This is a genomic window from Frigoribacterium sp. 2-23 (assembly GCF_049601585.1).
Taxonomy (GTDB): Bacteria; Actinomycetota; Actinomycetes; order Actinomycetales; family Microbacteriaceae; genus Frigoribacterium.
This window is the reverse complement of sequence record NZ_CP187126.1, coordinates 1,176,448-1,189,030: the sequence shown is the minus strand read 5'-3', so window position 1 is coordinate 1,189,030 and position 12,583 is coordinate 1,176,448. Positions and strand designations below refer to the sequence as shown.

Below are 12,583 nucleotides of genomic sequence, written 5' to 3'. Positions count from 1 at the left end.
CGTGATCCGCGTGTCACCACCGGTGACCAGCATCCATGCCAGCCTGCTCCGCCCGTCATTCTAGCACTCGACCCATTTCGGCCGGGTGGAGGCGCGCGCCCCGTCGAGCCCGCACCCCTCGTTCAGGGGACGCGAGCGAGTCAACCTTCGGGTTATGGTCGAACCCATGCGTGCCTTCGATTCATCGCGCCCCGCACGCCGATCGACCCCTCTCTGGATCGCCGCGGCCGTCTCGGTCGCCCTCTGCGCCTCCGTCCTGACGACGCCGACCACGGCGACCGCCGCCGGGTATCCCACCTGGGACCAGGTGCGCGCCGCTCAGGGCGATGCCGCCGCCACGCAGATCCAGGTCGATGCCGTGTCGAAGGCACTCGACCAGCTGGACGCCACCGCGGCCGCACGGGGCCAGGAGGCCGTCACGGCCCAGCTCGCCGACACCGAGGCCCAGGCGGCCCTGGCGACGGCGTCGCAGGAGGCCGACCAGTTGGAGGTGCGGGTCGACGAGGCGAGGACCGCCGCCACGGAGGCCCAGAAGGCGGCCGGGCAACTGGCCGCGCATCTCTTCCGGGCCGGGAACACACCGTCGCTCACCGGCGAACTGCTCGGGTCGAGCGACCCGGACTCGACGCTCTACCAGCTGGGCACGCTGACGCAGTTGGGCGACCGGTGGCAGGGCGTCCTCGCCGATGCGACGGTGGCCAGCAACTCGGTACGCAGTCTGCGCGATCAGGCCGCCGCCGCGCGGTCCGAGCGGGATCGGCGCGCCACGGCGGCGTCGGCCGCGGCGACCGCCGCCGCATCGGCGCAGACGGAGGCCGAGACCGAGGCCGCCACGGCCACGGCGAAATCGGCCGATCTCTACGCGCAGTTGGCCGCCCTCAAGAACACGAGCGCCGCCCTGGAGGAGCAGTACCGCCAGGGAGTGGCCGCCGACCAGGCCTACAAGGCACAACAGGCGGCCGCTGCGGCTGCGGCCGCCGCTGCCGCCGCCCGGCCGGTGGCCGCACCCGCGACCGGCCCCATGCAACCGCGGCCGTCGAACCCCGCAGCGGGCGGGGGCACACCGGGCGACACCCCCGCACCGGTCACGTCGACTCCCCCGCCGACCTCGGTCGCCAACGACCCTGCCGGTGCGAAGGCGTACGCGGCGTCCGTGGTCGCCGGCCGCGGCTGGCCGAGCAGCGAGAACACGTGTCTCGTGCAGCTCTGGAACAAGGAGTCGGGCTGGCGGACGAACGCGACCAATCCCTCGAGCAAGGCCTACGGCATCCCGCAGGCGCTACCCGCCGAGAAGATGGCGAGCTCAGGTCTCGACTGGCTGACGAACTACCGCACGCAGGTCGACTGGGGGCTCGGCTACATCACGAGCCGCTACAGCACCCCCTGTGGCGCGTGGGCGCACGAGGTCGCGAACAACTGGTACTGATCTGATCGCCGGCACCGAATCCGGTCGCCGACACCGCTTCGAGTCGCCGGGACGACGAAACGGCCCGCCCTCACGAGGAGGACGGGCCGTTCGGCAAGACTGCGACTAGCGACGCAGGCCGAGGCGCTCGATGAGCGAACGGTAGCGGTTGATGTCGACGTCGGAGAGGTATCCGAGGAGACGACGACGCTGACCCACCAGGAGCAGCAGTCCACGACGCGAGTGGTGGTCGTGCTTGTGCTCTTTCAGGTGCTCGGTGAGGTCTTTGATGCGCTGGGTCATCACAGCGATCTGGACCTCGGGGGATCCGGTGTCACCGGGGTGGGTCGCGTATTCTTCGATGATCGCAGTCTTGACTTCAGGTGCAAGTGCCATAGCTGGATCCCCTTTCAGTTCGTTGCGCGGTGCTCGTCACCCGATGTGCGAGCTCTCTTGATCCGCGGCCGTTGGACGGCAACCTGAGAACCTTACCAGACCGGCGTCGAAGCGGCGGCGCGTGTGCGGGGTCGCCTCGGTCGGCGACGCGGCAGGACGAGACCGACGAACACCGCCCCGACCACCGCGCCGAGGGTGTTCATCAGCAGGTCGTGCGGGTCGGAGACGCGCGTCGTCAGGAAGGCGCCCTGGTACCACTCGATCGCCGCGGACGCCGCGAAGCCCACGACGACGCCCACCCACCACAGGCGACGGGGCAGCAGCAGCGCCGGCAGCATTCCCATCGGGATGAACATCGCGACGTTGGCCCACGACTCCACCCGCGAGAACGTGATCCACGCGGTCTCGGGGTGGACCGCGAAGACGTCGAGGGCGGCCCACAGCAGGCCTGCCGTGTGTGCGTCGTACACACTCGGCCGCAGGGTCATCCACATCACACCGGCGAGGTAGGCGAGGGTCAGGAGAAGGAGGACGGCACGGCGCATGCCAGTCATCGTCGGTCATCGTCGCTGGGAGAAGGGGCCGCTCGGACCGGTTCCGGCCCCGCTTCACCCTCAGGGCTGACGGGGTTCATCCCGCGGGCCGGGCCACGGGTCCGTCAGAGCGGTGTCAAGGCGTGGATCGCCGGAGGCACGGCGAGCGCCCCGAGGACGGCACCGACGGGGACGAGCAGGCTCCACGCGGTGCGCACCCGCCGAGCGGTCGCCACCTCGCCCCGGAGATGCTGCCACCAGGCCCGGAGCTCGGCGGGGTCGGCGGTCTCGGCCCGCGCCTCCTTCGTGACGTCGTCATGAGGGACGGTGACGCCCATGGCGCGGGCGAGCTGAGCGGACGGGCGCCAGGTGCTGCGCTGGAGCGCGGCCCGCGTGATGTGCCGGACGCAGTCGATGTCGAGCGTGGCGGGTCGCCGGCGCAGCCAGGCGACGAGCTGCGCGGCCGTGACGACCGTCACTCCCCGCGGCATGCTGGCGACGGTCAGCTTCTTCGCGTTCGCCACGACGACGACGGCCTCGACGGCGACGTGCCGGGCGCTGGCGCGGCCCAGCAGCTCGGAGACGCGCTCGGCCTGGAACCTCGCGGTGGGCAGGTACGGCTGACGGTAGCCGTCGACGAGGACCGCGCGCTCCCCCACCCAGACGTTGCCCGCCACATGACTCTTGGTCGTGACGGTGAACACGCCGCCGGGGCCGATGACGACGTGATCGACGTCGGCGTCGTCGCCGATCGGGACGGTGTGGATGGTCCGCCAGCCGTTGCCGAGCGTCGACAGCAGGCGTGCCACCTCGAGCTCGCCCTCGACGCCGGCGAACCACCGGCGGGCGTCGGGCAGGAGCGGGTCGGTGCCGAAGAGACGTCCGACGAGCGAGCGACGCGGTCGCCCCTGTTGCAGGCGCCAGAGATGCGCGAGCGCGCCGTGACCGCCGTCCGACTGGTCGAGATCGGGGTCGGCGGAAGCGGCCGACGCCCTCGACGGTGCCTGCGGGTCCGTCATGGCGCCGCCTCCTTCTGCTGGTGCGACGGTACTGCTCGCCCGGTCGGCCCGGCAGCACCAGTACAGGGGGTGCCGGCCCAGTACAGGCATGCCAGCGGGGCACTCGTAGGCTCGAGGCATGGACGTCGTCACCGAGCTCTGGGCCCGCATCGCGCTGCGGGCGACCCCGCTCCCCCCATCGTGGATGCTCGGGTCGGTCGCGATCGGGCTCGCCCTCGTCCTCGTGCCGGGTGCGTGGCACACCGTCCGTCACGCCGTGACCGTGGTGCACGAGGGCGGCCACGGGGTGGCGGCCGTGCTGAGCGGCCGTCGGCTGAGCGGCATCCGCCTGCACTCGGACACCTCGGGCCTCACGGTGTCGCGCGGTCCGCGGACCGGGCCCGGGATGGTCGTCACGCTGCTCGCGGGCTACACGGCCCCGGCGTTGGCCTCCCTCGGTGCCGCGTGGATGCTGTCGGCCGGCTTCGCGGCCGGTCTGCTCTGGGCGATCCTGCTGCTGCTGGCCCTCATGCTCGTGCAGATCCGCAACTGGTTCGGCCTCTGGGTCGTGCTCGTCGGTGCCGCGATCGTGTTCTCGATCACCTGGTTCGCGACCGGCACCTGGCAGCACGTCTTCGGCCTCGTCGTCACGAGCGTGCTCGGCTTCGGCGCCCTGAGGGCATCGGTCGAGCTGCAGAGCAGCAGGAGGCGCTCCCCCGGCGGCCAGTCGGATGCGGACCAGCTCGCACGGCTCACCCGCGTGCCGGGGCTGTTCTGGGTCGCCGTGTTCGTGCTCGTGGCGATCGCGTGCCTCGCCGGAGGCGCAGGGCTGCTCTTCCCGACGGCCGGGCAGTCGCTGCGGGGGCTCAGCGGGCTCTGACGTCGGCGGCCGCCTCAGGCGGGGGCGCTCCCGAGGGCGTGCACGGGCACGTGGGTGGCCAAGCGGTCGCGACCGCCGAGCCCGTCGAGTTCGAGGAGGACCGCGACCCCGACGACCTCGTAGCCGGCTCTCTCGAGGAGCGTCACGGTCGCCTCGGCCGTGCCGCCCGTGGCCAGCACGTCGTCGACCACGAGCACCCGCGTGCCCGCGGGCAGCTGGCTCGGTCGGAGCTCGAGGGTGGCCTCGCCGTATTCGAGCGCATAGCTCTCGCTCAGGACCTCGCCCGGCAGTTTCCCCGCCTTGCGGACCGTCAGCACACCGACCCCCTGTTCGATGGCGATGCCACCCGCGAGCGCGAAACCGCGCGCCTCGATGCCCGCGACGGCCTGGAACCCGCCGTCGAAGGGCTCGGACAGGGCGACGGTCACGGCGGCGAACGCGTCGGCGTGGGAGAACAACGGGGTCACGTCGCGGAACAGGATGCCCGGCCGGGGGAAGTCGGGGACGACCGCGATCATCTGGTCCAGGAGCTCGGCGGTGGAGACGGAAACGGTCATACCGACAACGGTAGCCGTGCGTCCGTCCTGCTCGTGACGCGTCGCGTGGCGTCCACCCCGGCCGGGTGTCGGAGGTGCGTGCCAGAGTGCACGCATGCGCCGATCGATCGTTCCGCCCTACCTGCTCGCCCACCTCGCCGAGGCGAACTCGTCGCACCTCGTCCGCGCCCCCGAGGCCGCCCGGCGCGGCCTGCTCGAGATCGACGACGTCCGCGCCCGTCGCAACGATCCGCCGGCGACGCGACAGGGCGCCGTCCCGCCGCCGCATACGCTCGAGCGGACGGTCTTCGACACGCATGAGACCGAGACCCTCCCGGGTGACCGTGTCCGTGGCGAGGGCGATCCGGCCGTCGCCGACGTGGCCGTCGACGAGGCCTACGACGCCTTGGGCGCCACGTATCGGCTCTACTCCGAGGTCTACGGCCGGTCGTCCATCGACGGCGCGGGTCTGCCGCTCGACGCCACCGTGCACTACGGCCGCGACTACGACAACGCGTTCTGGAACGGCGAGCAGATGGTCTTCGGCGATGGGGACGGCGAGGTGTTCACCCGGTTCACCGCCTCGGTCAGCGTGATCGGCCACGAGCTGACGCACGGTGTGACGCAGTACACCGCCAATCTGACCTACCAGGGGCAGTCGGGGGCGCTCAACGAGTCGCTGAGCGACGTCTTCGGGGCGCTCGTCGAGCAGTACCTGTTCTCGCAGACCACGGCCGACGCGACCTGGCTGATCGGCGAGGGGCTGTTCACACCCGAGGTCCAGGGCCGCGCCCTGCGGTCGATGAAGGCTCCGGGCACCGCGTACGACGACGACGTGCTCGGGCGCGACCCGCAGCCCGCCGACATGGCGGGGTACGTCGAGACCAGCGACGACAACGGCGGCGTGCATCTCAACTCGGGCATCCCGAACCACGCGTTCTATCTCGTCGCCGACGCCCTCGGCGGGCACGCGTGGGAGCGCGCGGGGCAGATCTGGTACGACACGCTCACGGGCGGGCATCTCCCCGCCGACGCCGACTTCGCCCGGTTCGCCGCGGCGACCGTGCACGCGGCCGACGCGCGCTACGGGGCCGGCTCGACCGAGTCCCGGGCGACCCGTGAGGGCTGGACCGGCGTCGGGGTCACCCCGACGGCCTGATTCGGGCCGAGCGGGTCGGAGTACCATCGCCGCATGATCGTCTCCGTCGCGCGCACCGGCGGCTTCGCCGGGCTCACGCGGACCTGGCGGGTCGACGTCGACACCGAACCGGACGTCACCGCGTGGCACCGGCTGCTCGACGAGGTGCCGTGGTCGCAGGTGACCGCCGCGCAACCGGTGCGTCCCGATCGTTTCGTCTACGTGATCACGGTCGACACGACGCCCCGCCGACAGGCGAAACTGCCCGAACAACAGCTCACGGGGCCGTGGCTCGATCTCGTCGAGCGCGTCCGGGCGTCGGGCACGGCAGCCTAGACAGGGCGACCCGGCACGTGCGGCCGGACCCTCGCGTCGCGGCGAAACCCTCCCCGACAGGCGAGGGTCTCGCCGTGACCCGAGGGTCTCGACGGCCGGGCGTCAGCTCGTCGACGGCCAGTAGACCGGGACGGGCAACCGGAGGCGCACGGGTGAGGCCGACGCTCCGCGCGACGCCGTGACGAGGGTGTCCAGGGCGACCCGACCGAGTTCGTCGCCGTCGACGTCGATCGCCGGGACACCGACGAGGCCGAGGGAGTCGACGACCATCCGCTCCGAACTCACGGTCACGGGTGCGGGCGCTGGAGACGGCGACCCGTCACCCCGTCCGAGGGCGAACATGAGCCCGAGGCCGATCGCCGTCGCATACGGCACGGCCGCCGTGGCCCCGCTCGAGACAACCTCGGGTGCCGCGGCGACCCCGGCCGCGAACGTCGACGGGTACGGGCCGAGTACGGCGAGCGAGGCCACCTCGTGCGCGGCCGAGACGACGGCGGCGGTGCGCTGGACGTCCTGCCACGACCCGGCGGGTCCGCCCAGGTACACGAGTCGCTCATGGCCGTCGGCGATCAGACGGGAGACGAGCGAGCCGAACGCCGTGGCGGTGTCGGCGACCACGGATGCGACTCCCTCGACCTCTCGGTCGACGAGCACCGTCGGCGTGACCCCGCAGGCCGCCCGGACGATCTCATCGTCACCGCGGGGCGCGGCGACGATGAACCCGTCGACCTGCCGCGACAGCCGCTCGAAGGCCGTGAGGTCGGACGGCGACGAGAGCGGGTTGACTGCGACCGTCAGCTGGAGGTCGTGCTCGACGGCGCTCGACTGGGCGCCCGCGATGATGGGGGTGAAGAAGCTGTTCTCGAGGGTGGGGACGACGAGCGCGATGACACCCGTCCGGCCCCGCGCCAGCTGCCGTGCCGCACGATTCGGCACGAAACCGAGCATCTCGGCGGCACCGAAGACACGGGCCGCGGTCTCGGGTGCGACCAGCTCGGAGTGGCTCAGGGCCCTCGAGGCGGTCGCCTTCGACACGCCGGCGAGCGTCGCCACGTCGACCAGTGTGGACACGGTTCCCCTTTGCTCTCGATCGCGGCGCGGTCACGGTCGGCGCGCCTCATCGACCACCCCCGCCAGCGTAGGGCCGACACGTACCGAGCACAGCCGAGCCCCGCGGGGGCTTTTTACATGGTTGTTACACGGCGGGCTCGAACCGCCGTCGTGATGACCCTAGGCTCGATGTAACCGGTTCCACAACCGGTTTCATCGGGAGTCGCCGGCCGGCGCCCCCAACCACCCCGAACCCCGATCGGAGGCCGAGCATGCACTCACGCCGCCCCGCGCTCCTGGCCCTGCCCGGACTCGCCGTGCTGTTGGTGGGATTCCTGGTGCCGTCCCTGGCAATGCTGTTCGCGCCTCCCGGTGTCGCCCCCGGTGACATCGTCACCCGGCTCGGTCAGATGCTGACCGACCCGTTCGACCTGCGCATCATCGGACGCACCGTCGGCCTCGGCCTCCTCGTCACCGTGATCTGCATCGTGCTCGGGTTCCCGATCGCGTATCTCCTGGCGCGCTCGACGTCGCGCTGGTCGGGCGTGCTGCTGGCGCTCGCGATCTTCCCGCTGCTGCTCAGCAACGTCGTCCGCACCTTCGGCTGGCTCGTGCTGCTCGGCTCGAACGGGGCGATCGGCCAGGCGCTGACCGGGCTCGGGCTCACCGACCGCGCACCCCAGCTGCTCTACACCGAGCTGGCGATCGTGCTCGGCCTCACGCAGCTCTTCCTGCCGCTGGCGATCATCTCGTGCTATTCGGCCGTCGCCCAGATCGACGCCGGCCTCGACGACGCCGCACGAGGGCTCGGCGCCGGTCGCACCCGCACGTTCTGGTCGATCGTCGTCCCGTTGTCGCTGCCGGGCATCGTCGTCGCGGCGACGCTCGTCTTCGCCGGCTCGGTGACGGCCTACACGACCCCCTATCTGCTCGGCGGCTCGAGCCAGCGCATGCTCTCGACGCAGCTGTTCTCGTACTCGAGCGTCACGATCGACTGGGCCGGCGCCTCCGCGACCGCGCTCATCATGACCGTGCTCGTGTTCGCCGTGTCCGGACTCTCGTCGCTCGTCGCCCGCAAGGGAGCCACCTCGTGAAGACCCGTCGCCCGCTCGCGGGCAGCCTCGCCGTCGCCGGCTACGTCGTCATGATCGTGCCGATCCTGTTCGTGGTCGCGACCGCGTTCACGTCGGGCCGCACCCTGAAGTTCCCGCCGCAGGGGTTCTCGCTGCAGTGGTTCGACAAGGCGCTGTCGTACGCCCCGTTCACGTCGGCCCTGGTCTCGAGCCTCGAGCTGGCCCTGCTGGCGACCGTGATCGCTCTCGCGCTGGGCATCCCCGCGACGCTCGCGATCCACCGAGGGCGGCTGCCCGGCAAGAACCTCGTCGAGGGGCTGTTCCTCTCCCCCTTGATCGTGCCCGAACTCGTGGTCGGCCTCGCGCTCTACCAGCAGCTGATCGTCGGGTTCCGACTCGACAACTTCCCGACCCTGCTCATCGGGCACACGGTGCTGATGTTGCCTTACGCCGTGCGGGTGACGGGCGCCTCGCTGGCCCTCGCCGACCCCGCCCTCGAGGAGGCCGCGCGCGGTCTCGGGGCCTCGCCCGTCCGGGCCTTCTTCACGGTGACCCTGCCGCTGCTGCGCCCCGGCATCTTCTCGGCCGGACTGCTCAGCTTCGTCACGTCGTTCAACAACGTGCCGCTGTCGCTGCTGTTGCAGAGCCGCGACTTCCGCACCCTGCCCGTCACGATGCTCGACTACGTCCAGCAGAGCTACGACCCGATGGTCGCCGCGATGAGCACGCTCATCCTCGCCGGCACCGTCGTCATCGCCGTCATCGCCGAACGCACCGTCGGCTTCGCCAAGATCTTCGGAGGCATCAACCGATGAGCACACCCGTCGTGTCACCCGTCCGCACCGCCCCTCGCGTCGCCGCCGAGCTCCGTGGGGTCAGCCAGGTCTTCGGCGACTTCACCGCCGTCGACTCGATCGACCTCTCGATCGCCGAGGGCAAGCTGACCACCCTGCTCGGCCCCAGCGGCTGCGGCAAGACGACCACCCTGCGCATGCTGGCCGGCTACACCGCACCGACCTCGGGCACGATCCTGATCGACGGCGTCGACAGCACGCGGACACCGCCCGAGAAGCGCGGGCTCGGCATGGTCTTCCAGAGCTATGCGCTGTTCCCGCACCTGACGGTCGCCGAGAACGTCGGATACGGCCTCAAGCTGCGCCGCGTACCCACCGCCGAGCGGCAGAAGCGCGTCCTCGAGACCCTCGACCTGGTCGGACTCGCCCACCTCGCCGGCAGCAAGCCCAAGAAGCTCTCCGGTGGTCAGCAGCAGCGCGTGGCCCTCGCGCGGGCCATCGCCATCCGCCCCACGCTGCTGCTGCTGGACGAGCCGCTGTCGAACCTCGACGCGCGACTGCGGGTGCAGATGCGCGCCGAGATCCGCCGCATCCAGTCCGAGACCGGCCTGACCGTCGTGCTCGTGACCCACGACCAGGACGAGGCGCTCGAGATGAGCGACGACATGGTGCTGATGCGCGCCGGGCGCATCATGCAGCAGGGCTCGCCCCAGCAGGTCTTCCCGAACCCCGCGAACCGCTTCGTCGCCGACTTCCTCGGCTACGAGAACTTCGTCACGACGGCGGGCGGCACGACCGTGACCGTCCGCCCCGAGCACCTCGAGGTCGTCCCGACATCCGGAGGCACGGCGTCGGTCGGCGCATCGGCCTCCGGTCTCGCCCTCCCCGCGACCGTCACGGACGTGGCCTACCGCGGGGTCGACGTGCTCGTCACCGTCCAGGCGACCGACGCGTCCGGGGCCGGCGTCCGACTCGTGTCCGACGTGCGGCACACCGGCCAGCCGGTCGTCTCCATCGGCGACGACGTGAGCGTGCGGGCCGACGCCGGGCGTCTCGTGACGCTCGCCGACTGACCGCCGCACCCGCGCCTCCTTCTCGTCAGCCCTGATGCACCTCCCCTCGAAAGGACCGATCATGAACCGACTCCCCCACCCCGCGCGCCGACGCGGTCTGGCGCTCGCCGCCACGGCCGCCACCGCCGCCCTCGTGCTCGCCGGCTGCTCGTCGTCCGGAGGCGGCGAGGCCGACGGCGACACCCTCGTGCTCAGCACGTTCCCGTTCGGCGTCGAGGAGTTCCAGGAGGCCGTGATCGACCCGTTCACGGCCAAGACGGGCATCAAGGTCGAGGTCGAGACCGGCTCGAACACCGACCGGTTGTCGAAGCTACGCCTCGCCGACGGCGACCCCGGTGTCGACGTCATGCTGATCTCCGACTACTACGCCGCCCTGGGCCAGGAGGACGAGCTCTTCCAGAAGGTCGACGCGGCCGAGGTACCGAATCTCGGCACGATCGCCGACTTCGCGACCGAGAACAGCTACGACGGCCCCGCCTACAGCTATCAGCTCAACGGCACCCTGTACGACACCGACGAGCTCTCGGCCGCGCAGGCCGCCGACTGGAAGCTCTACGGCGACAGCAGCCTGAAGGGTCGGGTGGCGCTGCCCGACATCTCGGTGACAGCCGGACAGCTCATGGTGTCGGGCGTGGCCGCCACGTACGGTGACGGCCCCTATGACATCGACTCCGCCCTCGACACCATCGGCGGGTGGGCCCCCGGCGTGCTGCAGTTCTACAGCTCGTCGACCGAGGTCACGAACCTGCTGACGCAGGGCGAGATCGTCGCCGCCGACGCCCTCAGCGGCTTCGCGACCGACCTGGTGGCCTCGGGCGAGCCCGTCGGCTGGACGGCCCCCTCGACGGGCCGCTACATGGCGACGAACCGCGCCATGATCCCCGCCGGCGCCCCGAACGCGGATGCCGCCAACCAGTTCATCGACTACCTGCTCTCGGCCGAGGCGCAGACCGCGTCGGCGGACCTGGTCGGCGACCTGCCCGTCAACCCCGAGGCCACGGTGCCCGACACGATCGACGCCGTCGTCGGCGACATCGCCGCCGACCCGATCGCGGCCGGCTACTCGACGCTCGACCCGACCGAGCTCGTCTCCACCCGCAGCGACTGGGTCGACCGCTTCGCCCGCGAGGTGACGTCGCGCTGATGAGCTCCACCGCACCACGGACCACCGCGACGGCGGGCGACTCCGAGTCGTCCGCCGTCGCCGGCACCCTGCCCACCGCCTACCTGGACCGTCTGCCGAAGGCCGACCTGCACTGCCACCTGATCGGCACGGTGCGGGCGTCGACATTCGCCGAGCTCGCCCGGCGCGAGAAGCTCGCACTGCCTGACGAACCCGAGCGCATCTTCGCCGACATCAACTCGCTGCCGCCCGATCCGGCGCTCTACCGCCACACGCGCATCCCCGTGCCGCAGGGGCCGAGCGCCGGCGAGCCCGCCGTGTCGTACTCGCTCTTCCAGGCGTCGAACTGGGTCGTCGAGGTCCTCCGCGACGCCGACGACCTGACGCGCATCGTCTACGAGGCGTTCGAGGACGCGCACACGTCGAGTGCCACCCGGCACCTCGAGCTGTTCTTCGACGCCGTGCCGCCGCACCTCGAGTCGCTCGGCTACCGCGGCTCGATCGAGGCCTACGCCGAGGGCATCCGCCTGGCCGAGCGCGACTTCGGCATGACCGGTCGGATGATCGCGGGCATCGACCGGAGCCAGAGCGGCGAGCACGCCCTCGAACTCGTGCGCCGCGTCGTCGACCACCCCCACGAGTACGTCGCCGGGATCGGCCTCGACAACCTCGAGACGAAAGGGCCGCCCGAGCGCTTCGCCGATGCGTACGCGCTCGCCGGCGCCGCGGGTCTCGGCCGCACCGCGCACTCGTCCGAGCACGCTCCGACGGCGGTCAACACGATCACCTGCCTCGACCTGCTGGGCTGCGACCGCATAGATCACGGCTACTACGTGCTCGAAGACGACGACGTCGTGGCGCGGGTCCGCGACGAGGGCGTGGCGTTCACGGTCGTGTCGACGACGTCGCGACGGTCGTGGCGTCCCTGGCGCCGCGCCTCCATCGAGGCCATGCTGGACGCCGGCCTGACCCTGATCCCGGCGTCGGACGACCCGGGCATGTTCCCGACCACGCTCGCGGCCGAGTACCGCATCATGAGCGAGAGCATCGGCGCGACGGCCGATCAGCTGAGGGCGATGAGTCTCGCCGGGGTCGACGCGTCGTGGCTGCCCACCGCCGAGAAGGCGACGCTGCGCAGCCGGTTCGAGACCGAGATCGCGGCGCTCGACACCGAGTTCGGCGTCGCGGCCGGCTGACACGGCGCCGCCCGAGACCCTGGCGGGCGCCGTGCCGAGGAGGCGCGGCGCC

The 12,583-nt window shown here is 71.5% G+C and carries 14 protein-coding genes; 9 read left to right on the top strand and 5 right to left on the bottom strand.

All coding sequences use genetic code 11. The features are described from left to right. Positions 1-166: 166 nt before the first annotated feature. Entirely contained in the window at positions 167-1,426 is a 1,260-nt protein-coding gene (locus ACPEEZ_RS05665) for a coiled-coil domain-containing protein (protein ID WP_423923663.1), read from the top strand. 105 nt (positions 1,427-1,531) lie between these two features. On the opposite strand, the gene rpsO is transcribed toward ACPEEZ_RS05665, so the two are convergent. The 3 genes from rpsO to ACPEEZ_RS05650 all read right to left on the bottom strand — a co-directional run bounded on the left by rpsO (position 1,532) and on the right by ACPEEZ_RS05650 (position 3,353). After that, the gene (gene rpsO / locus ACPEEZ_RS05660; protein ID WP_423923661.1) at positions 1,532-1,801 is read right to left on the bottom strand and encodes a 30S ribosomal protein S15; all 270 of its coding nucleotides are present in this window, start codon (positions 1,799-1,801) and stop codon (positions 1,532-1,534) included. A gap of 92 nt (positions 1,802-1,893) precedes the next feature. Continuing rightward, positions 1,894-2,346, bottom strand: a complete 453-nt coding sequence (locus ACPEEZ_RS05655) for a VanZ family protein (protein ID WP_423923659.1) — start codon at positions 2,344-2,346, stop codon at positions 1,894-1,896. A gap of 113 nt (positions 2,347-2,459) precedes the next feature. Then, positions 2,460-3,353 (bottom strand): nuclease-related domain-containing protein, encoded by an 894-nt coding sequence (locus tag ACPEEZ_RS05650; RefSeq protein ID WP_423923657.1) that lies wholly within the window; start codon positions 3,351-3,353, stop codon positions 2,460-2,462. A 118-nt stretch (positions 3,354-3,471) separates the two neighbouring features. Here ACPEEZ_RS05650 and ACPEEZ_RS05645 point away from each other — a divergent pair, with 118 nt between their 5' ends. After that, complete coding sequence (locus ACPEEZ_RS05645; RefSeq protein ID WP_423923655.1) at positions 3,472-4,212, top strand: M50 family metallopeptidase; 741 nt, start codon at positions 3,472-3,474, stop codon at positions 4,210-4,212. Positions 4,213-4,226: 14 nt separating this feature from the next. On the opposite strand, the gene ACPEEZ_RS05640 is transcribed toward ACPEEZ_RS05645, so the two are convergent. Continuing rightward, positions 4,227-4,769, bottom strand: a complete 543-nt coding sequence (locus ACPEEZ_RS05640; protein WP_423923653.1) for an adenine phosphoribosyltransferase — start codon at positions 4,767-4,769, stop codon at positions 4,227-4,229. 94 nt (positions 4,770-4,863) lie between these two features. Between ACPEEZ_RS05640 and ACPEEZ_RS05635 the strand changes: the two genes are divergently transcribed. Together ACPEEZ_RS05635 and ACPEEZ_RS05630 are read left to right on the top strand one after the other, a co-directional pair. Beyond that, positions 4,864-5,907, top strand: a complete 1,044-nt coding sequence (locus tag ACPEEZ_RS05635) for a M4 family metallopeptidase (protein WP_423923651.1) — start codon at positions 4,864-4,866, stop codon at positions 5,905-5,907. Positions 5,908-5,940: 33 nt separating this feature from the next. Continuing rightward, a complete protein-coding gene (locus ACPEEZ_RS05630; RefSeq protein ID WP_423923649.1) occupies positions 5,941-6,222 on the top strand; it encodes a protealysin inhibitor emfourin in 282 nt (93 codons plus the stop codon). Positions 6,223-6,324: 102 nt separating this feature from the next. Here ACPEEZ_RS05630 and ACPEEZ_RS05625 read toward each other — a convergent pair whose 3' ends face one another. After that, entirely contained in the window at positions 6,325-7,293 is a 969-nt protein-coding gene (locus ACPEEZ_RS05625) for a LacI family DNA-binding transcriptional regulator (protein WP_423923647.1), read from the bottom strand. Positions 7,294-7,544: 251 nt separating this feature from the next. On the opposite strand from ACPEEZ_RS05625, the gene ACPEEZ_RS05620 reads away from it, so the two are divergent. The 5 genes from ACPEEZ_RS05620 to ACPEEZ_RS05600 all read left to right on the top strand — a co-directional run bounded on the left by ACPEEZ_RS05620 (position 7,545) and on the right by ACPEEZ_RS05600 (position 12,531). Then, on the top strand, positions 7,545-8,366 hold the full coding sequence (locus tag ACPEEZ_RS05620) for an ABC transporter permease (RefSeq protein WP_423923645.1): 822 nt from the start codon (positions 7,545-7,547) through the stop codon (positions 8,364-8,366). Then, on the top strand, positions 8,363-9,160 hold the full coding sequence (locus ACPEEZ_RS05615; protein WP_423923643.1) for an ABC transporter permease: 798 nt from the start codon (positions 8,363-8,365) through the stop codon (positions 9,158-9,160). Before ACPEEZ_RS05620 ends, ACPEEZ_RS05615 begins: the two co-directional genes overlap by 4 nt. Further along, positions 9,157-10,212 (top strand): ABC transporter ATP-binding protein, encoded by a 1,056-nt coding sequence (locus ACPEEZ_RS05610; RefSeq protein ID WP_423923641.1) that lies wholly within the window; start codon positions 9,157-9,159, stop codon positions 10,210-10,212. The genes ACPEEZ_RS05615 and ACPEEZ_RS05610 overlap by 4 nt, the downstream gene beginning before the upstream one ends. Before the next feature lie 61 nt (positions 10,213-10,273). Further along, complete coding sequence (locus ACPEEZ_RS05605) at positions 10,274-11,356, top strand: extracellular solute-binding protein (RefSeq protein WP_423923639.1); 1,083 nt, start codon at positions 10,274-10,276, stop codon at positions 11,354-11,356. Next, positions 11,356-12,531, top strand: coding sequence for an adenosine deaminase family protein (locus ACPEEZ_RS05600; RefSeq protein ID WP_423923637.1), 1,176 nt, complete (start codon positions 11,356-11,358; stop codon positions 12,529-12,531). Before ACPEEZ_RS05605 ends, ACPEEZ_RS05600 begins: the two co-directional genes overlap by 1 nt. Positions 12,532-12,583: the final 52 nt, after the last annotated feature.

Excerpts from the sequence above, each read along its gene's own strand:
- ACPEEZ_RS05665 (WP_423923663.1), top strand. The coding sequence starts at position 167 with ATGCGTGCCTTCGATTCATCGCGCCCCGCACGCCGATCGACCCCTCTC.
- rpsO (WP_423923661.1), bottom strand. The coding sequence starts at position 1,801 with ATGGCACTTGCACCTGAAGTCAAGACTGCGATCATCGAAGAATACGCG.
- ACPEEZ_RS05655 (WP_423923659.1), bottom strand. The coding sequence starts at position 2,346 with ATGCGCCGTGCCGTCCTCCTTCTCCTGACCCTCGCCTACCTCGCCGGT.
- ACPEEZ_RS05650 (WP_423923657.1), bottom strand. The coding sequence starts at position 3,353 with ATGACGGACCCGCAGGCACCGTCGAGGGCGTCGGCCGCTTCCGCCGAC.
- ACPEEZ_RS05645 (WP_423923655.1), top strand. The coding sequence starts at position 3,472 with ATGGACGTCGTCACCGAGCTCTGGGCCCGCATCGCGCTGCGGGCGACC.
- ACPEEZ_RS05640 (WP_423923653.1), bottom strand. The coding sequence starts at position 4,769 with ATGACCGTTTCCGTCTCCACCGCCGAGCTCCTGGACCAGATGATCGCG.
- ACPEEZ_RS05635 (WP_423923651.1), top strand. The coding sequence starts at position 4,864 with ATGCGCCGATCGATCGTTCCGCCCTACCTGCTCGCCCACCTCGCCGAG.
- ACPEEZ_RS05630 (WP_423923649.1), top strand. The coding sequence starts at position 5,941 with ATGATCGTCTCCGTCGCGCGCACCGGCGGCTTCGCCGGGCTCACGCGG.
- ACPEEZ_RS05620 (WP_423923645.1), top strand. The coding sequence starts at position 7,545 with ATGCACTCACGCCGCCCCGCGCTCCTGGCCCTGCCCGGACTCGCCGTG.
- ACPEEZ_RS05610 (WP_423923641.1), top strand. The coding sequence starts at position 9,157 with ATGAGCACACCCGTCGTGTCACCCGTCCGCACCGCCCCTCGCGTCGCC.
- ACPEEZ_RS05605 (WP_423923639.1), top strand. The coding sequence starts at position 10,274 with ATGAACCGACTCCCCCACCCCGCGCGCCGACGCGGTCTGGCGCTCGCC.
- ACPEEZ_RS05600 (WP_423923637.1), top strand. The coding sequence starts at position 11,356 with ATGAGCTCCACCGCACCACGGACCACCGCGACGGCGGGCGACTCCGAG.